This is a genomic window from Streptomyces rimosus subsp. rimosus (genome assembly GCF_000720725.1).
GTDB classification, from domain to species: Bacteria; Actinomycetota; Actinomycetes; order Streptomycetales; family Streptomycetaceae; genus Streptomyces; species Streptomyces rimosus_A.
Genome location: NZ_JOCQ01000124.1, coordinates 1 through 23883 on the forward strand (window position 1 = coordinate 1; position 23883 = coordinate 23883).

Here is a 23883-nt window from a genome sequence, read left to right on the forward strand (position 1 = left end):
TAGTGGGGCAGAGCGGGGCTTGGGGGGGAGAGGGGTATTGGGCGGAGGGAAGCTGCGGGCCGCCGGAGGATTTCCGGGCGCGGGGATGCTTCGGCCGGGGCGGGAACCCAGTGCTGGACCAGACCGGGAGCCCAGCCCAGGAAGGAGGCTGGAGATCGGGGAGGGGTTAGAGATCGGGAGAGGGCTGGAGAGCGGGAGGGATATCGGCAGAGGGAAAGAGGTCGACAGCGGAAAGGAGGTCGACAGCGGGCAAGCGCTTGGGTTTCGTGGCTTGCCTCGTTGGTGGAGGGGGTCTTCTTGGCGCAGGGAGCCTCCTTGATCCGAGGAGCCTCGTTGGTGCGCAGAGCCTTGCGCGGAGTTTCCTTGGTGCGGGGAGCCTCGTCTCCGGGAACGGCCTCGTCCTTGGGAGCGGTCTCGTTCCTGGGAACGGCCCCACCCCCGGAAGCGGGCTCGGCCCTGGAAGCGGCCTCACGCCTGGATGCCGTCCCGCGTCTGCGGCTCGTGTCGGCGCCAGCGCCAGGCCGTACGCCGTACGCCGTATACGGGGCCGTCGCGCCTCGGGGAACTCGCACACCCTGGGGCACTGTCCTGCCGTGCGGCCCCGTCTCGTCTACGGGCGCCGACCTACCTCCGGTCACCGGCCTGCCTCTGACGGCTGCGTCCCCTCCGAAGGTCGCCCCGCCTTCGGATTGCGGGCCGTCGGCGCATCGTCTGCTGTCTCCGGGCCACCGCATCCCGCCACCGCGCCCGGCGCCGCCGCCAAAAGCCGTACGGGCATCCGGAGCCGCCCTGCCACCGCCCCCGCAGAGCACTGTCCCGTCCGGCCCCAGCCGATCCGCCCGCGCAGGTCGATCAACGCAGCCTGCCCCTCCAAGACCCTCCGCCGCGGGAACGGTCGACCTGCGCCCGTCCCCTCCCCCGGGCACGCCGCCATCCCTACTTCAACGCGCGCTCCACCGCCTGGGCCACCTCTGTGGCCGACGCGTCCGACAGCGGCTCGCCCTTTTCGTTCGTGACGTAGAACGCATCCACCGCGTTCGCTCCCAGCGTGCTCACGTGGGCGCTGCGTACGGTCACGCCCGCGGCTTCCAGCGCGCGGCCGATGCGGTGCAGCAGCCCCTGCGCGTCCTGAGCCCGTACCTCGATCACGGTCGCCAGCTGCGAGCTTCCGGGGGCAACCGTCACCCGGGGCGGCGGGGCCTGCACCCCGCGCGAGCGGCGCGCGTACGCCTGCTCGCGCTCCGCCAGCCGGGCCGGTACGTCCAGCGAGCCGTCCAGGGCCCGTACGAGGTCCGACCTGAGCCGTACGGTCTGTGGGAGCGAGCCGTAGTCGGCGGCCACCCGCCAGCTCAGCAGCAGGACCGGGCCCTCGCCGATGGGGTCCACGCTGCGCAGGTCGGCGACGCGGACGGTGAGGCGGTGCATGGCCAGGACGCCGGCCGCGGCCGGGAGCACACCGGGCTGATCGGGTACGGCCATCAGCAGTTCGACGCCCACCGGCTCCGGCTCGGGCACGATGTCCGGACCCGTGCCCGTGTAGGTGCCGGCGTCTTCGTCCGCACCAGCGGCGCCGGAGGCATCCTCCGTCTCCGCCTGGCCCTCTGCCCGTGTGTGCAGGGCCAGCACCGGACTGCCGCTGCGCCACGCCTCGACGGCCAGACGTTCCTGCTCGGCGGTCGGCCCGTCCGCCGTGTGCCCCTCCGGCGGGGCCTCCCCCGCCAGCCGCGCCGTGACACGTTTCACCAGGTCCGCGACGAGGGACCCGCGCCAGGCGCTCCAGGCCGCCGGGCCGGTGGCCAGCGCGTCGGCCTCGGTCAGGGCGTGCAGCAGTTCCAGCGTGCCGATGCTGCCCACCGTATTCGCGACCGCCTCCACCGTCGCCGGGTCTCCCAGGTCCCGGCGGGTGGCCGTCTCGATGAGCAGCAGATGGTGCCGTACGAGCGTGGCGATCACCGCCACGTCCCGGGCGTCGAAACCGATCCGGGCCGCCATGTCCCGGGCGATGGTCTCGCCGGAGACGGAGTGGTCGCCGGGCCAGCCCTTGCCGATGTCGTGCAGCAGGGCCGCGATCAGCAGGAGGTCGGGCCGGTGCACGCGGCGGGTGAGCGCCGAGGCGCGGACGGCCGTCTCGATCAGGTGCCGGTCCACGGTCCACCGGTGCACGGCGTTGCGCTGGGGCCGGCAGCGCACCCGCTCCCAGTCGGGCAGCAGCCGGCCGACGATCCCCTCCGCCTCCAGCGCCTCCCATACGGGGACGGTCTGGGCGCCCGCGCCCAGCAAGGTGATCAGCTGTTCCCGTGCCTCGGCCGGCCACGGCACGGGCAGCGGGCGGATTGTGGCTGCCGTGCGCAGTCGGCGCACGGCGTGCCGGGACAGCGGCAGCCCGGCCTGAGCGGCGGCGGCAGCGGCGCGCAGTGGCAGGACCGGGTCGTGTTCGGGGCGGGCTGTCCGGGCCAGTACGACTTCGCCGTCCAGCTCGACCACGCCCTCGGCGAGCGGCGACCGTTCGCCCCGGCCCGTTCCGCCACCGGCCGTACGGCCCTTCAACAGCCCACGCAGGACGGGACGGACGGAGCGGGACCGCAGCACCCGCCCGACTTCGCGCCAGGTGACATCACTCGCGTACGAGATGGTGCGCGCGGATTCGTAGACCTGCCGCAGCAGTACGTCCGCGTCCAGCACGCCCAGCGCCTCGGCCACCTGGTCCTGTTCCTGGAGGGCGAGCCGATCGGTGGCACGGCCGGTCGTCAGGTGCAGCGCGTCGCGGACGTCCAGCAGGCGGGTGCGGGCCGCCTCCAAGCCCTCGCGCGGCGCGTCGGCCAGCCAGGAGGCAGCCACCGCCCGGAGCGCGGTGGCGTCCCGCAGTCCGCCCCTGGCCTCTTTCAGGTCCGGCTCCAGCAGGTACTGCAACTCACCCTGGCGATACGCGCGTTCGCGGCACAACTCGTGCAGCTCCGGCAGGCGCTTGGGGGCCTGTTCGCGCCAGTCGGCCAGCGCGGTGCCGCGCAGGGCGCTCGTCAGGTCCGGGTCGCCGGCCAGATGGCGGGCGTCCAGGAGACCGAGCTGGACCTTGAGGTCGTCGCGAGCGGCCTTGCGCGCTTCGGAGGGTGTCCGTACCGAGTGGTCCAGGGCGAGGTTCAGGTCCCAGACCGGATACCAGAGCTGGTCGGCGAGGGCGGCCACCGTCCGTGCACCGGCTTTGCCGTCGTGCAGCAGGAGCAGGTCGAGGTCGCTGCGGGGGGAGAGTTCACCGCGTCCGTAGCCACCGACGGCGACGAGTGCGAGGCCGGAGGCGGCACCGGCTCCGCCTGCCGCGCGGCGGAAGAGGTCGGCCAGCCAGTCGTCGGTGAGGCGGGCGAGGGCGGACCGGCGCTCGGGACCGCCCGGCCCGGGGGGCTGGCCGTCCGTCCCGGGGGGCTGGAGGAGTCGCAGCCGGTCGGCAGAGTAGCCGCTCTCCGGGCCGGGGGGGCTGCCTTCGATGTCTGGGCAGGGACTGCCCTCGGTAGCGGGATGACCGCCCTTCATTGCGGGGTGACCGCCCTCGGTTCCGGAGTGACCGTCCTTGGTGCCGAGGTGGCTGTCTTCAGTACCGAGAAGCGCGGTAGACGCCTCCTCGTCAGCCGTCGCATCGGCACCGGCCTCGCCGGTCGCCGCCCCACCCGTACCGGCCCGGCCAGCCTCCAAAGCACCAGTACCCACACGAGCCCCCGCAACCGCGCCACCACTGGTGCCGACACCCGCACCATCACCCCCAATGGCCTCGCCCGACCCCTCGACCTCAGTCGTCTTATCCACGCTCTCCGTCAACTCAGGCGCTCCTTGGTCGCGTCGGTCCTCGGGTCCCGCCCCTGTTCCGGCCCCCGCCCTCGCGGTCTCTTTCGTCTGCGGGCGGTGGTACGGCGGCGTTGCCGTACCGCCTCGGCTCCGCCCCGGGGCCGCTCTTGTCCGAAGCGAAGCCGGGAGACGCCGGGCCCGGGGGCCGCCCGCCCCGGACCGACCGCACACCCGCCCCGCGCCTACAGCGCGTCCGGGCCCCGTTCGCCCGTGCGGACGCGGACCGCGTCGTCGACGGGGACGCTCCACACCTTTCCGTCGCCGATCTTGCCGGTACGGGCCGCCTTGACCACGATGTCCATCAGTTCCGCGGCGTCCGCGTCGTCCACCAGCACCTCGATGCGGACCTTCGGCACCAGGTCGACGGTGTACTCCGCGCCCCGGTACACCTCCGTGTGTCCGCGCTGCCGGCCGTATCCGCTGGCCTCGGTGACGGTCAGGCCGTGTACGCCGAACGACTGCAGGGCCTCCTTCACCTCGTCGAGCCGGTACGGCTTGATCACTGCCGTGATGAGCTTCACGCGTCCACCTTCTTTTCCTTGCCGGAAGCCGACGTCTTACCGGAAGCCGAGGTTTTACCGGAGGCCGGGGCCGTCGCCCGGGCCGGGGCCGCGCCCGCTCCCGCGCCCGGGCGCGCCACCGCGCCCCCGCCCGTACCGCCGAAGTCGTACGCCGTCTCCGCGTGCGCGGCCTGGTCGACGCCCGCGACCTCCTCGTCCTCGGAGACCCGGAAGCCCATCACCAAATCGATGATCTTGGCCAGGACGAAGGAGACGACCAGGGAGTACAACAGGACACAGACAACGCCCACGGCCTGCTTCCCCAGCTGTTCCAGTCCGCCGCCGTAGAAGAGGCCCTTGGCGTCGCTCTGCACGCCGCCGGTCGCGAACAGGCCGATGAGCAGGGAGCCGGAGACGCCGCCGACGAGGTGGACACCCACCACGTCGAGGGAGTCGTCGTACCCGAAGCGGTACTTCAGGCCGACCGCCATCGCGCACAGCACGCCGGCGATGGCGCCCACCGCGATGGCGCCGAGCGGGCTGACCGCGCCGCACGCCGGGGTGATCGCGACGAGTCCGGCCACCGCGCCGGACGCCGCGCCCAGGGTGGTGAAGGAGCCGTGCCGCAGTTTCTCGTACGCGAGCCAGCCGAGCATCGCGGCGGCCGTGGCGACCTGGGTGTTGACGAAGGCGACGGCGCCCACCCCGTCGTCGTTGTTGAGCCAGGAGCCCGCGTTGAAGCCGAACCAGCCGAACCAGAGGAGTCCGGCGCCGAGCATCACCAGCGGCAGGCTGTGCGGCCGCATCGGGTCCTTCTTGAACCCGATGCGCTTGCCGACGACGAAGATCACGCCGAGTGCCGCGGCGCCCGCGTTGATGTGGACGGCCGTGCCGCCGGCGAAGTCGATGACGCCCAGGTCGAAGAGCCAGCCGCCCTCGGCCCACACCCAGTGCGCGACGGGGAAGTAGACGACGGTGGCCCACAGGGCGATGAACAGCGCCCAGGCGGTGAACTTCACCCGGTCCGCGAGGGCGCCGCTGATCAGCGCGGGGGTGATCACCGCGAACATCAGCTGGAAGACCGCGAAGACGTAGACCGGGATGGTGGTGGTGCCCCACAGTTCGGTCAGGCCGATGCCGCTGAGCCCGGCGAAGTCTCCGCTCCAGCCGAGGAAGCCGCCGTTGTCCTGGCCGAAAGCCAGCCCGAAGCCGTACAGGACCCACAGCACGGTGACGATGCCCAGGCTGATGAAGCTCATCATCAGCATGTTGAGGACGCTCTTGACCCGGACCATGCCGCCGTAGAAGAAGGCGAGCGCGGGGGTCATCAGCATCACCAGTGCGGTGCAGATCAGCATGAATCCCGTGTTGGCCGGGCTCAAGGCGGCCTTGTCCGCCGCGAGGGTCATGATGCCTGGGGGCATCGGCGTCTCCTGTCGTCGATGCGGCCCGTGCGGGTGTGGTTCCGGGTGGGCCGACTTTCGCCACGAGACTTCCGCAGCACCGTTTCGGCCATGACCCGCCGGTGTTTCCCCCCGGTGACGAAGCCTGCGTCCGTGTTACGCCCCGGTGAACCGGGAAATCAGCCCGCCACGCCCGGCGCCCCTCCGCAACCAGCCGAAACGACCACTCCGGGCCCCCGCCCCAGCCACCCCGACCGTCCCGCACCGGATACCCGCCACCGGCACCGCCGCCCCGGCCGACCGCACCGCACCACCCCGCCCGGCCCGCACCACACAGCCGACCGCGACCATCACCCATATGACCTGGCGTGGGGGAGCCGAGTCGAGCTGTACGGGGCGACGGCCGCGGCCGGGGTCTGTGGGAGTGCGGTCAGACGGCCTCCGCGCCGGTCTCCGGCAGTTGCTCGGCCAGTTCCTCGCTGAGCTGGATCACCTCGGCAACGTTCTCGAAGTTGCGCGCGGCCGTGTCCACGGTCTTGCGCAGCCGGGTGTTGACCCGCTCCGAGCGGACCTTCTTGGCCAGTGGTATGGCCTGCTGCGCCAGGACCGCGCACTGCTCCGGCTCCTTCTGGAGCAGGTGCACCGTCGCCATCCCGATCAGGTTGAGGGCGTAGGAGCGCTGGTGCTCCGCGTCCTTCGCGAACAGTTCCACCGCCCGCTGCATCACCGGATTGGCGAGGGAGGCGTAGGTCGGGCTGCGCCCGGCGACGTAGGCGAGGTCGCGGTAGGAGTGGGCGTTCTCCGCGTTCAGCTCGGCCTCCGAGAAGAAGCGGATCCAGTCCGGCTCGGGCTCGCCCGGCGCCACGTCGGAGTAGGTGTCCTCGGCCATCCGTACGGCCCGCTTGACCTTGCCCGGCTGGCCCATGCTCGCGTACGCCCGCGCCTCCATCGCATACAACATCGCCTGCGTGCGGGGCGTAGCCGATTCGCGGCTGCCGTACTGCGCGAGGTGGATGAGTTCCAGCGCGTCGTCCGGGCGGTCGAGGTGGATCATCTGGCGGCTCATGCTGGAGAGGATGTACGAGCCCAGCGGGCGGTCGCCGGCCTCCTTGGAGGCGTGCAGCGCGAGCACGAAGTACTTCTGCGCGGTGGGCTGCAGGCCGATGTCGTAGCTCATCCACCCGGCGAGCTCGGCCAGTTCGGCGGCGACCTTGAACAGCCGCTTGGCGACCTCTTCGCTCTGCGGTTCCTGCAGCAGGTCGGTGACCTCGTGGAGCTGGCCGACCACCGCCTTGCGGCGCAGGCCGCCACCGCACTGGGCGTCCCACTGGCGGAACATCACGGTCGTCGACTCCAGCAGATCCAGTTCCGGTTTGGACAGCCGGTTGGAGCGCCGGGAGCGTTCCTGCGCGGCCTGCTGGGCGGCGGCCGCCTGGCCCGGTGAGACCGGCACCAGCCAGCGCTGCATCGGCTCGATGAGGGCGGGCCCGGCGGCCAGCGCCAGGGAGGTGCCCAGGAAGCCGCGCCGCGCCAGCATCAGGTCGCTGCGGGAGAACTCGCTGATCAGGGAGACCGTCTGCGGGCCGGCCCAGGGCAGGTCGACGCCGGACACCGAAGGAGACTGGTGCGCCGAGCGCAGCCCGAGGTCCTCGATGCCGACCACGCAGCCGAACCGCTCCGAGAACAGCTCGGAGAGGATGCGCGGGATCGGCTCGCGCGGCTGCTCACCGTCCAGCCAGCGCCGTACGCGCGAGGTGTCGGTGCTGATGTGGTGCGCGCCCATCTGGCGTGCGCGCCGGTTGACCTGTCGTGCCAGCTCGCCCTTCGACCAGCCGCTGCGCACGAACCATGAGCCCAACGGTTCGTTGGGGCGCTTGTCAGCGCCGGTGCCGCCACTGCCGCCCACTGGAACGCCCCCATTCCGATTGCTGCCTTGCTTCACTGCGCCGCGCCATCGCTTCGCATCGCCGCTCTTCGTTGCTTCCGGTTTTCGTGAACTGGTGTGCCGTTTACGGTTCGTACCGCGCCGGTGCCGCGCCGCGCCGGTGCGGTGTGGCTGCCGCGGTCATCGCCCCGAGCGGTGCGGTACGGAATGTGCCGCGCCCTCGGTGCCCCGGCCGCGCCGTGGCCGCCGCGGCCTTCTGCTGCCGCCGCGCCCGCCGTTGTGGTGCCGTTCGCCGGTGACGGTGCCAGTACTGCTTGTCCGGCCGCTTCTCCGGCTGGTACTGATCGTTGCGCTCGTACTGCGGTACCGCGCCTTCGTCTTCTTCTGCTCATCCCGAACGTTCCGCTCGTCCGAACGTTCTGCTCGTCCGAAGGTTCTGCTCGTACCGAACGTTCTGCTCGTCCGAACGGGTGCCGCTTCTTCCGCTTACCGGTACCGCCGCTTACCGGTACCGCCTCTTCAGCCGGGGCCTCCTTCTCGCGCCGGCCGCTTCTCCGGCTCGCTCCTGCTTCGCCGCCCGGTATTCGTTCTCGGCCCGGCACCGGTTCCCGGTACGGCGCCGGTTCGCTGTTCCGTCCTGCCTTCTCCTGCTCTACCTGCGCTTCTTGTGCACGTCCTACGCTTCTTCCGCTCGCGCCGCGCTTCTTCCGCTTGTCCTACGGATCGCGCCGGTACGGCTGTATCCGGTTGTGCTGCCGCTGTTGTGGTGCCGCGCGCTGCCCGTAAGTGCGGGGCCGCTCGCCCTGCCGTCGCTCGTCTTCGCGTCCGCTGTTCGTCGTCGCTGCTCTTCGTGACACTTCGCTCTTCGTGACACTTCGCCGGTTGCCGCTTCGCCGCCGTGCGTGGCGCCGTGTGCGTACCCCACGGGGTCGCCGCACCGCTTCGCACGGCCATATTGCCGCTGTGCGCCGCGGCCGTGTCCCGTGAATCTCCCACAGCATGCCGTCTGTTGCGGCGACCGGTACGGGGTGGATCTACCCGAACACGGAATCCGGCCAACCCGATTCGGGAGGGTTCACCCGCCGGTGCGTTGCCTCCGGCATAACCGCGCCCCCGGCGCTCATCCCCAGGTCGCGCACTGAAAGTAATCCTACGATCACGCCCGCGGCGAGGGCGATCCGCTAAACGCCACCATTCGCCACCCCTTTGAATGAACTCCCCGACCGGTCCTCGCGATTGACTTGACACAGGTCGAGAGGGGACGGACGGAAAGGAGCACGCGGAGGCGCGCGCCGCGCGTCGCACCACCCGCCGCACCACACTGCACCACGGACACGAGCCCCTCCTGACCGAGTGTCACGATCGCACTCCGGCACGTAACCACTGGCAGACACCACCCGTTGGAGGAGGCATGGGCTTCACGATCGGCGGCATCCGCGACATTCGGTCCGGTTCACGGCGTCGCGCCCGCTCGACCGAGAGCACGGCGGTGGCGGAGTACACGGGACTGTGGGGCTGGGACGTGGTGCCCGGCGCCCGCGCGGCCCGCGTCGGCAGCGGGCGCACGGTCTGTTCGTGCGGCGCGGACGACTGCCCCTCCCCCGGCGACCACCCGCTGGCCTTCGCGGACGGCCTGAAAGCCGGCGCGACGCTCGAAGAGGCCGCCGCCGCATGGGCCAGGACGCCCGGCGCGGCCGTGCTGCTGCCGGTGGGCCGGACGTTCGATGTCCTCGAAGTGCCGGAGGCGGCGGGGCGCAACGCGCTCGTACGGCTGGAGCGGATGGGGCTGCCGCTCGGCCCGGTGGCCGCCACGCCGACGGGCCGCGCGCTGTTCTTCGTGGCGCCCGGCGCCGCCATCGGCCTGCCCGGTCTGCTCTACCGGATGGGCTGGGACGACGCCGCCCTCGACCTGTGCTCGCGCGGCCCCGGTGATCATGTCACCGCGCCGCCGTCCAACCTCGGCGGGCTCGGCCCGATGCGGTGGCTGCGCCCGCCCACCCTCGACACGGCCGGGCAGCCGCCGCAAGCCCGGCTGCTGCTGGGCACTCTCGCGTACGTGTGCCACCGGTCGGCGGCGTGACGGACGGGGCCGGGGCCACCGCCCGGACACGCCCCGGACCCCGGACCCCAGCCACCCGACCACCGCACGCCCCGGGCTCCGGCACCCCTTGAAGCACGCCGGCCCCCTGGAAAGCGCCACCCCCGCCGCCCAACCAAAAAGCCCTGCCTAAAGCCCCACCAAAAACCCCACCCCACCAAAAAGCCCCGCAGCGCCGAAACACGCTGCGGGGCTCTTCTTCCGAACCTTCCGAACCTTCCGGACCACGCCCGTAAGGCCAACCGTGCCCGTAAGGCCATCAACGCGGCCTAGTCGCCGATCAGGGCGTCCACGAAGGCTTCCGGCTCGAACGGCGCGAGGTCGTCCGCGCCCTCGCCGAGGCCGACCAGCTTGACCGGTACACCCAGTTCGCGCTGGACCGCGACGATGATGCCGCCCTTGGCCGTGCCGTCCAGCTTGGTCAGCACGACGCCGGTGATGTCCACGACCTCCGCGAACACCCGGGCCTGCACCAGCCCGTTCTGGCCGGTGGTGGCGTCCAGGACGAGGAGGACCTCGCCGACCGGGCCGTGCTTCTCGACGACCCGCTTGACCTTGCCCAGCTCGTCCATCAGGCCGGTCTTGGTGTGCAGGCGGCCCGCCGTGTCGATGAGGACCACGTCGGCGCTCTCGGCGATACCTTCCTTCACCGCGTCGAAGGCGATCGAGGCCGGGTCGCCGCCCTCCGGGCCGCGGACCGTACGGGCACCGACCCGCTCGCCCCAGGTCTGGAGCTGGTCGGCCGCGGCGGCGCGGAAGGTGTCCGCGGCGCCCAGGACGACCGACTTGCCGTCGGCGACCAGGACCCGGGCCAGCTTGCCGGTGGTGGTGGTCTTGCCGGTGCCGTTGACGCCGACGACCATGACGACGCCGGGGATCTCCTGACCGTCCTTGCCGACCGCGTTGTCGGTGGCGACCGCGCGGTCCTGGTCCGTGCCGATCAGCTTGAGCAGTTCCTCGCGGAGCAGGCCGCGCAGCTCCTCGGGGGTACGGGTGCCGAGCACCTTCACGCGCTCGCGCAGCCGCTCGACCAGCTCCTGCGTGGGCGCGACGCCCACGTCGGCGGTGAGCAGGGTGTCCTCGATCTCCTCCCAGGTGTCCTCGTCGAGGTGCTCGCGGGACAGCAGGGTGAGCAGGCCCTTGCCCAGCGAGTTCTGGGAGCGGGAGAGCCGGGCGCGCAGCCGCACCAGGCGGCCGGCGGTCGGCTCCGGGACCTCCACCTCGGGCGCCGCGGGGGCGGGCGGCGCCTCGGCCGCCGGCTCCTCGACGGGTGCCTCGACAGGCGCCTCGGCGGGCGGCAGGTCGACTTCTTCTATGGTGCGACGGGTTTCGTCGCGGGGGGTCTCGGCGTCCTCACCGACCTGCGGTTCCGCAGGAGGCGCGGTGACGGACGGGGTGGTCGGCGGGGCCGACGGCAGCTGCTGCTTCTTTCTGCGGCTGCTGACGACGAGCCCGCTGATCGCGCCGAGCGCGACCACAGCGATGACTACAGCAAGGATGACGATTTCCATAACCCACCCAGTATCGGTCACACCCCGCCGTGCGGGACCGCACACGCCGAATCTGGATTTGTAATATCCAGGTTCAATCGCCGCGGGTCCGTCCACGGGGCGCCGGGAGGGGAATCCGGCTGTTCGACGTCCTGATTTCGGGTGGCGGGTTCGCGGGGGTGCGGAGCGCGGCCGGCGCCGTGCGGCTGCTGCGCGAGTACGGCGCCGAGCGCTCGGCCGGACTGCTCACCCCGGGGCCCGGCCTGGTGCCGCGCCCGCGCCTGTACGAGCCGGAGCCGGGACGGATGCGTGTCCCCCTCGACCGGCTCCTCGGCCCGGTGGGCGCCAGCACGGCATCGGCACGCTCAACAGCGCGGTGACTCTCGATGATCATCTGCACGCACTGCCCACTGCCGGGCGCGCCCGCCGGGGCGAGCCGATTCACGGCGGTCGTCGTCGGTGCGGGCTTCACCGAGCTCCGGCAGTCGGCGTGGGGCGCGGCGACGCGGCGCGACCCGCGCGCTGGACGGCCTGCGGATCGAGCGCCGCCTCGGTGTCTCCGTGACCCGCGTGGCCGAGCAGGCCGTCCGCCTCTCCGACGGTACGGAGATCACCGCCCGTACAGCCGTGTGGGCCGCGGGCGTGCGGGCCGACCCGCCGACAGCGCAGAACCCCGCGGAGCACGACGGGCCGGGGCGGCTCGCGGTGGCCCCGTATTCCCGGGTGGCCGGTGTGCCCGGCGTGTACGCGGCCGGGGCACCGCGGCCGGGGCGGCCGAGGACGGCCGCATGGTCACGCAGAGCTGCCGGCACGCCGTACCGCAGGGTAAGTTCGCCGGTCACCACGTGGCGGCCGAGCCGCTCGGGCTGCCGCCGGCCCGCTTCGCGCCCGATCCGTACGCGTCCTGTCTCAACCTCGGCAGCGCCGGGGCGGTGGCCACGACCGGCCGGGAGTGCGCGCTGCGGCAGGCGCCCGCGGGCTTCGCCGAGCGCCTCAAGCGGGAGATCGACGAGACGTGGATCCGTCCACCGGTCGATGACGCGGAGGCGTTCCTGCGGGACGCGGAGTTCCGGGTTTCCCAGCGCCGGCCGGTGACCGGAGCTCCCGTACCGGCCGCCGGACGCACCGCCTGACCTGCGCCGGTGCCGACCGCCCCGGATACTCGGACGAGATGAGGGACGCCCCACGGTCATCAGTGGACACAACAAGGCGCAATAGCCGAAGTTGGATCAAAGTACGATAGCTCTCGGCTGCGCAACGCGCGTAGAGTCCTGGCAACCCCCTCCCCTTCGCCAGGCATCACAGCCGCTGCCTGAACCCGCACGGAGACACCTGCACCATGGGCACCACGTCCACGGACACCCTGTCCGCTCCTGAAACCGAAGGCGCCGTCGAGCAACGAGGCATCGAGCCCGTCCCCGACCACGAACGCCACGGCCGCGTCCGCGAGCTCTTCCCCACCTGGGTCGCCGCCAACATCAGCGTGTTGCTGCTCACCATGGGAGCCTCCCTGGTGATCACCAACGGCCTGAACTTCTGGCAGGTCCTGATCGTGGCCGCCATCGCCTCCGTCGTCTCCTTCGGCATGGTCGGCGTGCTGTCGGTCTCCGGCAAGTGGGGCGGCGCGCCGGGCGCGATGCTCTCCCGCGCGGCCTTCGGTGTGCGGGGCAACTACTTCCCCGGCGCGATCCTGTGGGTGGCCCGCTTCGGCTGGGAGACCATCAACGCGGTCAGCGGCGCGTACGCGGTGCTCACCGTCCTGAAGCTGCTGTTCGGCATCGAGGCCAACAACGTCCTCACCGTCGTCACGCTGCTGCTCTTCGTCGCCACGACGTTCCTGGTCAGCGGCATGGGCCGGAAGGCGCTGAACCTCTGCAACAAGTACTCGACGTACCTGTTCAGCGTTTTCAGCATCATGGTGCTGGTCTACCTGGTCGCCAAGATGCCCTGGTCGAAGATCTTCTCCCAGTCGGCGGGCAGCACCACCCTGATGATCGCCGGTATCGGCACCATCGCCGCGGGCGGCATCAGCTGGGTGCCCACCGGCCCGGACTTCGCGCGCTACCTGCCGCACGCCGCCTCCGGCAAGAAGATCGTCGGTACCACCATCTCCGGCGCGGCCCTGGTGCTGGTGCCGATGGTGCTGATGGGCGGCATCATGGCCGTCTCCAAGCCGGAGCTGGCGAACCAGAACACCGACCCGATGTCGTTCCTCGGCGAGGTGCTGCCGAACTGGCTGGCGGTGCCGTACCTGATCACCGCGCTGGTCGGAATGCTGCTGATCAACAGCCTGTCGATGTACTCGGCCGGTTTCACCGCGCAGACCATGGGCGTCAAGCTGCCGCGCGCCCTGGCCGTGAGCATCAACGCGGTCATCAGCCTGGTCGGCGGCGCCTTCATGATGCTGGTGGCCAAGGACTTCATCGGCCAGTTCATCACCTTCCTGACCCTGCTGGCGGTCTCCTTCTCCGCGTGGATCGGCGTGTACGCCGTCGACATGGCGCGCCGCCGGAAGATGGCCGTGCGCTACGACGGCGACAGCCTCATGGACGTCAGCCGCACCAGCCGCTACTGGTACGCGGGCGGCTTCTGCTGGCAGGCGCTGACCGCCTGGGCCGCGGCGCTGGTGGTGGGCCTGTGCCTGACCAAGGTCACCTGGTTCACCGGTCCGCTGGCCGACACCTGGCCGGGCCGGAACGGCCTGGGCTGGGCGGCCACGATCCTGATCGCCGCGGTGGTCTTCGCGGTCCTGCCGAAGCCGAAGGAGACGGTGCCCGCGGGCGCCGCCGCCCCGGCGAAGGAGCCGGCGCCGGTCGGCTGATTCGGCTCCCGCGCCCTTCTCACCTGATGTGACGTCAGCTAACGTCCCCTTCGCCAGCCGGGCCACCGCCCTCGGTGAAGGGGACGTTCGTCATGCCCGTAACGGTCCTGCGCTTCAACCTCGCCGACCCCTCCCCCGACCCCACGTCGCTCGCCGCCCGCTACCGGGCCGCCGTGGAGATGGCCGTCTTCGCCGACGAGCGGGGCCTGACCACCGTCCAGACCGAGGAGCACCACGCCACGGACACCGGCTGGATGCCCGCGCCGCTGGTCTTCGCCGGCGCCGTCCTCGGCGCCACCCGCCGGCTCACCGTCACCGTCTCCGCGCTGGTCACCCCGCTGCACGACCCGCTGCGGCTGGCCGAGGAGATCGCCGTACTGGACCTGCTGAGCGAGGGCCGGCTGGTCACCGTCGCGGGCATCGGCTACCGGCCCGAGGAGTACGCGGCGCACGGCCGGGACTGGCAGTGGCGCGGCAAGCTCCAGGACGAGGTGCTGGAGACGCTGCTCGCCGCCTGGACGGGGGAACCGTTCCGCTACCGGGGCCGTACGGTGCGCATCACCCCGCGCCCGTACACGCAACCCCACCCGCTCCTGCTGGTCGGCGGCGCTTCGCGGGCCGCCGCGCGCCGGGCCGCGCGGCTGGGCCTGCCGCTGTTCCCCAGCGCGTATCTGCCGGAGCTGGAGGCGTACTACCACGCGCGGCGCGCCGCGTACGGGACCGAGGGCTGGGTGCTCCAGCCCGCCGAGCGGACGTGTCTGCTGCATGTGTCCGAGGATCCGGACCGGGCGTGGGCCGAGTACGGCGGCCATCTGCTCCATGAGGCGCGTACGTACGCGTCCTGGCAGGCCGCCGGGGCCCGGTCGGCCGTACGGTCCGCCGCCGGGGACGCCGAGGCGCTGCGCCGGGAGGGGATCTACCGGATCGTGACGCCCGAGGAGTGCGTGCGGCTGGCGGCCGGGGCGGGGCCGTCGGAGTCGCTGATCCTGCACCCGCTGTGCGGCGGGATGCCGGTGGACGAAGGCTGGCGTTCCGTACACCTGTTCGCGGAGCAGGTCGTTCCGCGTCTGAAGGGCGGCCCGGGCGGCGGCCCGGGAACAGCGAAGGGCGGCTGAGGCGGCACCGCGGAAAAGGTTGAAGCGTCCACCGCTCCACGATTGCGGTACGGAACGCCGCACGGCGGGAAATGGGGCGCCGCGGAAAAGCCCCCGTAATGAAGGAGCTGCCCCGATCCGCAGGACGGACCGGGGCAGCTGCCCACAACTGAGGAGAAGGGCTGGCGGGGGGTGTTAGCCCATCTCCTCCAACGCCTTGCCCTTGGTCTCCTTCACGAATTTCAGCACGAAGGGGATCGAGAGCAGGGCGAAGACCGTGTAGATCACGTACGTACCCGAAAGATTCCACTCGGAAAGGCTCGGGAAGCTGGCCGTGATGGCCCAGTTGGCGATCCACTGCGCGCAGGCGGCGACACCGAGCGCGGCGGCGCGGATCTTGTTCGGGAACATCTCGCCGAGGAAGACCCAGACCACGACGCCCCAGGACAGGGCGAAGAAGAGCACGAAGGCGTGGGCGGCGATCAGGGCGACGGTGCCCTGCGCGGTCGGCAGCGTGTCGCCCGTCTTCGACGAGAAGGCCCAGGCCTCCAGGGCGAGCGAGACGGCCATACCGGCGGAGCCGATCAGCGCCAGCGGGCGGCGGCCGATCTTGTCCACGAAGATCATCGCGATCACGGTGCCGATGATGTTGATGATCGAGGTGGTGAAGCTGTAGAAGAACGAGCTGCTCGGGTTGATGCCGACGGACTGCCACAGCGTCGAGGAGTAGTAGAACGCCACGTTGATGCCGACGAGCTGCTGGAAGACCGACAGGCCGATGCCGACCCAGACGATCGGCAGGAAGCCGAACTTGCTGCCCAGCAGGTCCTTGAAGCTGGACTTGTGCTCCCGGCGCATGCCCTCCTTGATCTCTTCGACCCGGTGGTCCAGGTCGACGCCCCGGCCCTCGACCTCGGCCAGCACCTCCTTGGCCTTGTCGGTCCGGCCGACGGAGATCAGGAAGCGGGGCGACTCGGGGATCGCGAAGGAGAGCAGACCGTAGAGCACGGCGGGCACGACCATGACGCCGAGCATCCACTGCCAGGCCTCCAGGCCCGCCAGCTTGCCGCGCTGGTCGCCGTCGGCGAGGTTGAGGATGCCCCAGTTCACCAGCTGCGAGACGGCGATGCCGATGACGATCGCGGCCTGCTGGAAGGAGCCCAGCCGGCCCCGGTACGCGGGCGGCGCGACCTCGGCGATGTAGGCCGGGCCGATGACCGAGGCCATACCGATCGCGATGCCGCCCAGGACGCGCCACATGGCCAGGTCCCACAGGGCGAACGGCAGTGCGGAGCCGATCGCGCTGACGGTGAACAGCGCCGCGGCGATCTGCATGACACGGATGCGGCCGATGCGGTCGGCGATGCGGCCGGCCGTGGCGGCTCCGATGGCGCAGCCGATCAGCGCGATGGCGATCACCTGGGCGAGCCCCGCGGGGCCCACCTCGTAACGGCCGCGGATCGCCTCGACCGCGCCGTTGATCACGGAGCTGTCGTAGCCGAAGAGGAAGCCGCCCATCGCGGCAGCCGCGGTGATGAAGATGACGTGGCCGAGGTGGTCCGGCTGGGCCTTGCGGCCCTCCGGAATCGTCGGCTGCGCGGTGCTGGTCAACGTGTACTCCAGTGCCCGGCTGCGCTGCCGGGCGTAGGGGGCTGGCCCTTCCAGTGGCGCATAGGTTGGGGGTACCCACCACTTGAAGGTAAAAGCAACGTTGCAGACCCTATGCCTTCAAGTTTCGAAGTCAATAGGTCGTGATGAATTTGTTTCGGCGCAACTTCAGGGGCATTGCGTTCAAGTTATGAACCGTAGCGGGCGGTAGTAATCGTGTATGTCACACCGAGTACCCGGCGCCGCACGGGCTACGCGGCCCGCGCTCAGCGCAGCCGCTGGCTGATCACCTTCGAGACGCCGTCGCCCTGCATGGACACCCCGTACAGCGCGTCGGCGACCTCCATGGTCCGCTTCTGGTGCGTGATCACGATCAGCTGGGAGCTCTCCTGGAGCTCCTCCATGATCCCGATCAGCCGCTGCAGGTTGGTGTCGTCGAGCGCCGCCTCGACCTCGTCCATCACGTAGAACGGGCTGGGGCGCGCCTTGAAAATCGAGACCAGCAGGGCCACCGCGGTCAGCGACCGCTCGCCGCCGGACAGCAGCGACAGCCGCTTGACCTTCTTGCCCGGCGGGCGGGCCTCCACGTCCAGGCCGGTGGTGAGCATGTTGTCCGGGTCGGTCAGCACGAGCCGCCCCTCGCCGCCCGGGAACAGCCGCGCGAAGACCCCCTCGAACTCCCTGGCGGTGTCCCGGAACGCCTCCGTGAACACCTGCTCCACGCGCTCGTCGACCTCCTTGACCACCCGCAGCAGGTCGGTCCGGGTCTTCTTCAAGTCTTCAAGCTGCTCGCTGAGGAACCGGTGACGCTCCTCCAGGGCGGCGAACTCCTCCAGTGCGAGCGGGTTCACCTTCCCGAGCTGCTGATACGCCCGCTCGGCGGCCTTGAGCCGCTTCTCCTGCTCGGCCCGTACGTAGGCCACCGGCCGGTTGCGCGGGTGCTCCGGGTCCTCGGGCAGCTCCTCGCCCTGCGCCGCGGGGGACGGCGGTACGGGCTGGTCGGGGCCGTACTCGGCCGCCAGCGCGGAGGGCTCGACGCCCAGCTCCTCCAGCGCCTTGGCCTCCAGCTGCTCGATGCGCATGCGCTTCTCCGCGCCCAGCACCTCGCCGCGGTGCACCGAGTCGGTGAGCTTGTCCAGCTCGGCCTTCAGCTCCCGGCTCGCGTTGCGCTCGGCCACCAGGGCCTGTTCGCGCTCCTGTTTGGCCAGCTCGGCGGCGAGCCGCTCCTCCTCGGCCCGGACGACCGAGACCTCGACGTGTGCCAGCAGCTGGCGCGCCCCGGAGGCGACCGCCGAGGCCACCGCGGCCTCGTGGCGGGCCCGCGCGCGCCGCTGTTCGGCCCGGGCGCGGGCCTCGCGTTCGGCGCGCGCCGCCCGGTCCAGACCGTCGGCCCGGCCGGCGAGCCCCTTGACCCGCTCCTCGTGCGTACGGACCTGGAGGCGCGCCTCCATCTCCGTCTGCCGCGCGTTGGCGCCGTCCGCGGCCAGCCGGTCCCGTACGGAGGTGTCCGGCTCCTCGTCGCCGGGCTCCTCCTCTGCCACCTCCAGCCGCGCGGCCAGCTCCTCGGCCTCCTCGGCCGCCCTGGCGAGCGCCTCCTCGGCCTTGGCCGCTGCGGCGGCCGAACGCTCCGCCTCGTCGGCGGCGCCGCGCGCCTGCCCGCCGAGACGGCCCAGGTCGCCCGCGACCCGGGACTTCTCGCGGTCCGCCGCGGTCCGCCGCTCCCCCAGCTCCCCGGCCAGTGCGGCGCACGCGTCGCGCCGCTGCCGGGCCGCCTCCTGAGCGGCGGTCAGCTCGGCGCAGCGCTCGCCCAGTTCCGCGGCCTCGGCCGCCGCCTCGTCGACGGATGCCTGCACCTCCAGCAGGCTCGGCGCGCCGGCCGAGCCGCCCTGCGCGAAGTGCGCCCCGAGGACGTCGCCTTCAGAGGTGACCGCCGTCAGTTCCGGCCGGGCCGTCACCAGTTCCTCGGCGTCCTCCAACGTGGCGACGACCACCGTGTCGCGCAGCAGCCACCGTACGGAGCGCAGCAACTCCTCGGGGCCCTGGACCAGTTCGGCCGCCAGGGGCAGGCCGCCGGTGTCCGCGTCCCGTACCGTCCCGGCCGCCGGGCCCGCTCCCAGCACCATGGCCGCGCGCCCCGCGTCCTCCTTGCGCAGCAGGCGAATCGCTTCGGCTGCCGTGGCGGGGTCGGCCATCGCCACCGCGTCCGCCGCCGCGCCGAGCGCCGCCGCCACCGCGACCTCGTGGCCGGGCGCCACGGTCAGCAGCTCGGCGGCCGGGCCGAGGAGGCCGGTCAGCCGGCCGGCCGCGCCGAGCAGCGCGCCGGTCCCGTCCTTGCGGCGCAGCCCGAGAGCGAGGGCGTCGTGCCGGGCCGAGACCGCCGCCCGCTGCCGCTCCGCGGCCGTCAGCGCCTCCCGGGCGGCGGTCAGCGCGGCCTCCGCCTCGGCCAGGTCCCGCTTCGCGTCCTCGTGCTGCCGCGACAGGTCGGCGTCGCCCGCGTCCAGCCCGTCGACCTCGGCCTTCAGCGCCTCGTACTGCTCCTGGGCCTGTGCCGCGCGCTGCTGCGCCTCGTCCCGGGCGGCGGCCAGCCGGCCGATCTCGGCCTGGGCCGACGCGGCCCGGCCGCGCGCCGCGGTGACCTGCCCGTGCAGCCGCGCCAGCCCCTCCCGCCGGTCCGCCAGGGCGCGCGCCGCGTCCCGAAGCCGCCGCTCCTCGTCCTGGAGCTGCCGCTCCAGCTCGGCGCGGTGCTCGGCGGTGTCCTCCAGCGCCCGGCTCGCCGCCTCCAGCGCGGCTTCCAGCTCGGCCTCCTGCTCACGGACCCGGGCCGCCTCCCGCTCCAGGTCCTCCGGATCGCGGCCGCGCCGCTCCTCGGGAGGGGCGGTCGTCGCGCTCTTGATCCGCGCGTCGGCCAGCGAGACCGTACCGCGCACCCGCTCGGCGAGCTGCGACAGCTCGTAGTACGTCTGCTGGGCGCGCTGGAGCCGGGGCGTGAGCGTGCGTACCTCTTCCTCCAGGGCGGCCTCGCGCCGCGCCGCCTCCTTGAGCCGTTCCTCGGCGGCGTCCTTGCGCTGCTTGAGCGCGGCCTCGTCGGCGATCTCCGCGCGCAGCGCCTCGCGCAGCGTCACCAGGTCGTCGGCGAGCAGCCGCAGCCGGGCGTCGCGCAGGTCGGCCTGGATGACGGCGGCGCGGCGGGCCACGGCGGCCTGCCGGCCCAGCGGCTTGAGCTGGCGCCGCAGTTCGTCGGTGAGGTCCTGGACCCGCGCCAGGTTCGCCTTCATCGCCTCCAGCTTGCGCAGCGCCTTCTCCTTGCGCTTGCGGTGCTTGAGGACGCCGGCGGCCTCCTCGATGAACGCGCGGCGGCCCATCGGGTCGGCGTGCAGGACGGAGTCGAGCTGGCCCTGGCCGACGATGACGTGCATCTCCCGGCCGATGCCGGAGTCCGACAGCAGTTCCTGGATGTCCAGCAGCCGGCAGGTGTCGCCGTTGATCTGGTACTCGCTGCCCCCGTTGCGGAACATCGTGCGGGTGATGGTGACCTCGGCGTACTCGATCGGCAGCGCGCCGTCGGCGTTGTCGATGGTCAGCGAGACCTCGGCGCGGCCCAGCGGCGGCCGGCCGGTCGTCCCGGCGAAGATCACGTCCTCCATCTTGCCGCCGCGCAGCGACTTGGCGCCCTGCTCGCCCATGACCCAGGACAGCGCGTCGACGACGTTGGACTTGCCCGAGCCGTTGGGGCCCACGACACAGGTGATGCCGGGTTCGAAACGCAGTGTCGTGGCGGAGGCGAAGGATTTGAATCCCCGCAGTGTCAGGCTCTTGAGATGCACGCCGTTGGACTCTACCGGCCGGTCGCCGCCGGATACCGCCCGGCACGAGGGCCCGGGGCGTGCGGCCCGGGGGGCGCACCCGGCGCGGTTCGCGGGCCGTGGACGGGACTCCCGCCCCCCTCACACCTATTCGATTTCGGTTTCGCCGCTGAAGGCGCAGGGCACATCAGACGGTGAGGGTGCCGCGGGACGGAAGATGAAACGGCGAAAACGACGAAGGGACGCCGAAGCGTCCCTTGAAGATCTTGCTAGCGGTGCCTCAAGCGGCTGGCGAACAGCCCGTCGGCCCCGGGGGATGGGGTCAGGTGAGCGCGGGCTCCGCCTGGGGTACGTCGATGCTCTCCAGCATCGAGTCGTCGTGACGTGCGGCAGCGGACAGCATGTCGTTCTCGGCCTGCATCCGGATGAGCTCGGATTCCAGGTCCTGGACGCGCTGCTGAAGCCGTCGCATCTCGGAGAGGACTCGGGGGTCGGAGCCGCCGACGTAACCGAGAAGCGCCTTTGCCATGATGGATGGTCCTCCACACTGAGTGACCGACCGAAGCGGTGTGGGTCGTGAGGGATTCGCACCCGCGGTGCTTGTCATTATCCTGCGAGCTCAATGCCAAACAGCTAAGGTGCGCGGGGCTTCCAGAGTCTCACCAAAAGGTTTGAGGGTCAACACGATCACGCCCCGTATCCTTGGGCGCCCGGGAGCCCGCGGCCGCGGCAACGCCGGACCGGCTCCCCAGAAAAGCGCCTCGGGGGCGTGGAGATCATCCTTACAGCGGCAGCCTTCCATGGGTCGGCCCAGTTGGCAACCACCAGGTCATGACTGCATTGTGCATGTGACGGGGACACGCGAAACCGACCCGCGGGCCGGTACGCGTATCCCCCGCGCCAGAGCGGGTCAGCGGATCGCGAAGCCGTCGTAACCGCCGCGCGGAGTGTCCCAGATCTCAGTCACCCCTTCGACACGCCCGGGTGTGTCGCCGGTGCGCAGCCACTCCAGGAGCTCTTCGCAGCGCTCGCGCGTGCCCTCGGCGACGACCTGCACCCGGCCGTCGCCGAGGTTGGAGGCGAAACCGGCGAGCCCGCCGATGCGCAGGGCGTTGGCCCGGGTGAACCACCGGAAGCCGACACCTTGGACCCGGCCGCGCACCCAGGCCGTCAGGCGGACATCTTCGTTCATGTCTGCACGTTAACCGGCCAATTGCCCGGCGAGCACATCCGCCCCACACGTCATGGCGTACAGTCGCCCGGCAACGGGCTCACCCTTACGGGTGAGGCACGTTGACGCTCGTGTGGACAGAAGGAAGGCAGTGGATGGGCCGCCATCGACGCTCCGCTCCCGCATCGCCCGAAGCCGCCGGAGCCGCGGACCGGACCGGGACCCCGGCCGCCGCGCACCCCGCATCCGCCGGCCGCCACCGCGGCCGGCGCTCCGCGCCGGACCGGCGCGCCGCTCCGGTACGCACCGGACTGCTCGGCGCCTCGGCCGCCGTGGCGATGGGCGCCGTGGCCGTCGCCTCGGGCCTGCTGCCCGGCGGCAGCCAGTACGACTGGAGCGGCAACGGCGGCGCCGGGGAACGCGTACGCGCGGGCTCCCTGCCGACCGCGCCGACGCGCGACGCGGCATCCGTGACGCCCTCGGACCGCGGCACCGGCCAGGCCAGCCGCGGCGAGACCCGCCCCGGCATCCCGGAACGGGAACACCCCACGCCGGCCGCCACCCCGTCGGCCACCCCGGCCTCCCGGCAGTCCTCCGAGCCCGCGGACACCGGTTCCGGTACCGGCGCGGACACCGGCACGGGTACGGGTACGGGCGCCGACCGGGACCGTACGGAGCGGCCGGGTCGTACGACCCCGTCCTCCGCCGCCCCCCAGAAGCGCACCCCGAGCGCCACCGCCGCGCCGGACGCCACGCCCGCGACCGCCGAAGCCCAGGTACTGGCGCTGGTCAACCAGGAGCGCGCCAAGGTCGGCTGCTCCCCGCTGACCGCCGACCCCCAACTGGCCACCCTGGCCCGCGACTTCAGCACCGACATGGCGCGCCGCGACTTCTTCGACCACACCGACCCGGACGGCCACAGCCCCTGGGACCGGGCCAAGGCGGCGGGCATAGACGGTCTCGGCGGCGAGAACATAGCCCGCGGCCAGGCCGACGCCCGCGCGGTGATGGACACCTGGATGCACAGCTCGGGGCACCGCGCCAACATCCTCAACTGCGAGTACAAAACCCTGGGAGTCGGCGCCCACTTCGGCCCCGGCGGCCCGTGGTGGACGCAGGACTTCGGCTTCTGATCCGGCACGGACGGGCGCCACTTGCCGACCGGTTGCCTCCGGTCACCCGGCCGGGGCGGCGACCGCTCGCCGGCCTTCTCCCGTCACCCGGCCGGGGCGGGGAGCAGTCGTCGGCCTTGTCGGCGGGGGCCGGTCGCCTACCTTCTCGCGTCATCCGATCAGGGCGGGGACCGCTCGCCGCCCTTCTCCCGTCATCCGGCCAGGGCGGCGACCACTCGGCCCGACTTCCCCGGCGAGCCGACCAGGGCAGCCGGGGCGGCCGACGACGGCTCAGCCTTCCCCGTCTTCGCCTTGCCCGTCCTCCGGAAGGCTCTCCCACTCCGGTCCGTCGCGGTAGAGCTCGTAGTCGTGCTCGGCGGCGATCTCCTCCGCGTGGGCGCGGCTGCGCACGGTGACCTCGTGCCGCTCGCTGACCACCTCTCCGTGTACGCCGCCCTCTTCGACCACCTCGATCGCGTGTGTCTCGTACACGACGCTGCCGGGCGCCGCCGAGCTCCAGACCAGATGCATGCTCGTCGCCATCGGATCCCAACCTCCGAAGGTATGGCCCCCTGGCTACAGGGTCGCATCTCCATCCGTACGAAAGCACGCGTATGCGGGTGGGTCGGCGTGTACAGGTGACCGCGTACGGGCGGCATGAGTGGAACGGGGCGCGCGGGCCGGGCGCGTACGTCGCCCTCGGGCGCCCGGCATCCGCGGGAGGCGGATCAGACGGCGACGGCGGCGCGGCCGGCGGCGTAGACCGCGGCCTGGGCGGCGACCCGGCGGCCGAGGTGATCGGCGGTGGCTATGTCGGCCTTGTGGACGCCGTCGGGGCCCCGGTCGCTGTCGGTCTGGGCGCCGGCGCCCAGGAAGAAGCCGAGGCGGTTGAGGTCGTTCTCGGAGCCGGTGGTGGAGCTCCAGCCGGGCAGCAGACCGAGGTTGATCCAGTGCATGCCGTGCTGGGCGGCCAGTACGGAGAAGAACTGCAGGGTGTGCAGCTTGTCGCCGCTCTTGGAACCGGAGTTGGTGAAGCCCGCCGCCAGCTTGTCCTGCCAGGCGCG

At 72.0% G+C, this 23883-nt stretch carries 17 protein-coding genes and 1 pseudogene; 7 read left to right on the forward strand and 11 right to left on the reverse strand.

The genetic code is table 11. The features are described 5' to 3' along the window. Positions 1 to 936 precede the first annotated feature (936 nt). From IH45_RS0137455 to nsdA, 4 genes are all read right to left on the reverse strand, one after another. The gene (locus IH45_RS0137455) at positions 937 to 3525 is read right to left on the reverse strand and encodes a [protein-PII] uridylyltransferase (RefSeq protein ID WP_050515461.1); all 2589 of its coding nucleotides are present in this window, start codon (positions 3523 to 3525) and stop codon (positions 937 to 939) included. A 491-nt stretch (positions 3526 to 4016) separates the two neighbouring features. Continuing rightward, positions 4017 to 4355: a P-II family nitrogen regulator gene (locus IH45_RS0137460; RefSeq protein ID WP_030679574.1), complete on the reverse strand. Its 339-nt coding sequence runs from the start codon at positions 4353 to 4355 to the stop codon at positions 4017 to 4019. Next, positions 4352 to 5758 (reverse strand): ammonium transporter, encoded by a 1407-nt coding sequence (locus tag IH45_RS0137465; protein WP_030679577.1) that lies wholly within the window; start codon positions 5756 to 5758, stop codon positions 4352 to 4354. Before IH45_RS0137465 ends, IH45_RS0137460 begins: the two co-directional genes overlap by 4 nt. Positions 5759 to 6167: 409 nt before the next feature. Then, a complete protein-coding gene (gene nsdA / locus IH45_RS0137470; RefSeq protein WP_030679580.1) occupies positions 6168 to 7643 on the reverse strand; it encodes a transcriptional repressor NsdA in 1476 nt (491 codons plus the stop codon). Between the two features lie 1390 nt (positions 7644 to 9033). On the opposite strand from nsdA, the gene IH45_RS0137475 reads away from it, so the two are divergent. Next, positions 9034 to 9702 carry a bifunctional DNA primase/polymerase gene (locus IH45_RS0137475; RefSeq protein ID WP_030679583.1) on the forward strand — a complete coding sequence of 223 codons (669 nt, stop codon included), beginning with the start codon at positions 9034 to 9036 and terminating at the stop codon, positions 9700 to 9702. Positions 9703 to 9989: 287 nt separating this feature from the next. Here the strand turns inward: IH45_RS0137475 and ftsY are convergent, their stop codons facing one another. Beyond that, on the reverse strand, positions 9990 to 11231 hold the full coding sequence (ftsY, locus tag IH45_RS0137480) for a signal recognition particle-docking protein FtsY (RefSeq protein ID WP_030679586.1): 1242 nt from the start codon (positions 11229 to 11231) through the stop codon (positions 9990 to 9992). Positions 11232 to 11389: 158 nt separating this feature from the next. On the opposite strand from ftsY, the gene IH45_RS1000000149595 reads away from it, so the two are divergent. The 5 genes and pseudogenes from IH45_RS1000000149595 to IH45_RS0137500 all read left to right on the forward strand — a co-directional run bounded on the left by IH45_RS1000000149595 (position 11390) and on the right by IH45_RS0137500 (position 15146). Beyond that, entirely contained in the window at positions 11390 to 11590 is a 201-nt protein-coding gene (locus IH45_RS1000000149595; RefSeq protein WP_030679590.1) for a hypothetical protein, read from the forward strand. Positions 11591 to 11780: 190 nt separating this feature from the next. Continuing rightward, positions 11781 to 11939 (forward strand): annotated as a pseudogene (locus IH45_RS1000000151145) (NAD(P)/FAD-dependent oxidoreductase); the annotation flags it as partial. A 59-nt stretch (positions 11940 to 11998) separates the two neighbouring features. Next, complete coding sequence (locus tag IH45_RS1000000150405; RefSeq protein WP_050515462.1) at positions 11999 to 12343, forward strand: hypothetical protein; 345 nt, start codon at positions 11999 to 12001, stop codon at positions 12341 to 12343. A 206-nt stretch (positions 12344 to 12549) separates the two neighbouring features. After that, on the forward strand, positions 12550 to 14031 hold the full coding sequence (locus tag IH45_RS0137495; protein WP_030679593.1) for a purine-cytosine permease family protein: 1482 nt from the start codon (positions 12550 to 12552) through the stop codon (positions 14029 to 14031). A gap of 92 nt (positions 14032 to 14123) precedes the next feature. After that, a complete protein-coding gene (locus IH45_RS0137500; RefSeq protein WP_050515463.1) occupies positions 14124 to 15146 on the forward strand; it encodes an LLM class flavin-dependent oxidoreductase in 1023 nt (340 codons plus the stop codon). 174 nt (positions 15147 to 15320) lie between these two features. On the opposite strand, the gene IH45_RS0137505 is transcribed toward IH45_RS0137500, so the two are convergent. The 4 genes from IH45_RS0137505 to IH45_RS0137520 all read right to left on the reverse strand — a co-directional run bounded on the left by IH45_RS0137505 (position 15321) and on the right by IH45_RS0137520 (position 21728). Continuing rightward, on the reverse strand, positions 15321 to 16736 hold the full coding sequence (locus IH45_RS0137505; RefSeq protein ID WP_030679600.1) for a sugar porter family MFS transporter: 1416 nt from the start codon (positions 16734 to 16736) through the stop codon (positions 15321 to 15323). A gap of 263 nt (positions 16737 to 16999) precedes the next feature. Beyond that, complete coding sequence (gene smc, locus IH45_RS0137510; RefSeq protein ID WP_030679603.1) at positions 17000 to 20557, reverse strand: chromosome segregation protein SMC; 3558 nt, start codon at positions 20555 to 20557, stop codon at positions 17000 to 17002. A 301-nt stretch (positions 20558 to 20858) separates the two neighbouring features. Next, positions 20859 to 21065 (reverse strand): hypothetical protein, encoded by a 207-nt coding sequence (locus IH45_RS0137515; protein ID WP_030376453.1) that lies wholly within the window; start codon positions 21063 to 21065, stop codon positions 20859 to 20861. Between the two features lie 381 nt (positions 21066 to 21446). Then, positions 21447 to 21728, reverse strand: coding sequence for an acylphosphatase (locus IH45_RS0137520; RefSeq protein WP_030679606.1), 282 nt, complete (start codon positions 21726 to 21728; stop codon positions 21447 to 21449). Positions 21729 to 21862: 134 nt separating this feature from the next. Between IH45_RS0137520 and IH45_RS0137525 the strand changes: the two genes are divergently transcribed. Further along, positions 21863 to 22840 (forward strand): CAP domain-containing protein, encoded by a 978-nt coding sequence (locus IH45_RS0137525; RefSeq protein WP_030679609.1) that lies wholly within the window; start codon positions 21863 to 21865, stop codon positions 22838 to 22840. 270 nt (positions 22841 to 23110) lie between these two features. Here IH45_RS0137525 and IH45_RS0137530 read toward each other — a convergent pair whose 3' ends face one another. Together IH45_RS0137530 and IH45_RS0137535 are read right to left on the reverse strand one after the other, a co-directional pair. Beyond that, the gene (locus IH45_RS0137530) at positions 23111 to 23362 is read right to left on the reverse strand and encodes a hypothetical protein (RefSeq protein ID WP_030679612.1); all 252 of its coding nucleotides are present in this window, start codon (positions 23360 to 23362) and stop codon (positions 23111 to 23113) included. A gap of 185 nt (positions 23363 to 23547) precedes the next feature. Continuing rightward, positions 23548 to 23883 (reverse strand): FMN reductase (locus IH45_RS0137535; RefSeq protein WP_030679615.1); only part of this gene is annotated, 336 nt, incomplete at its 5' end.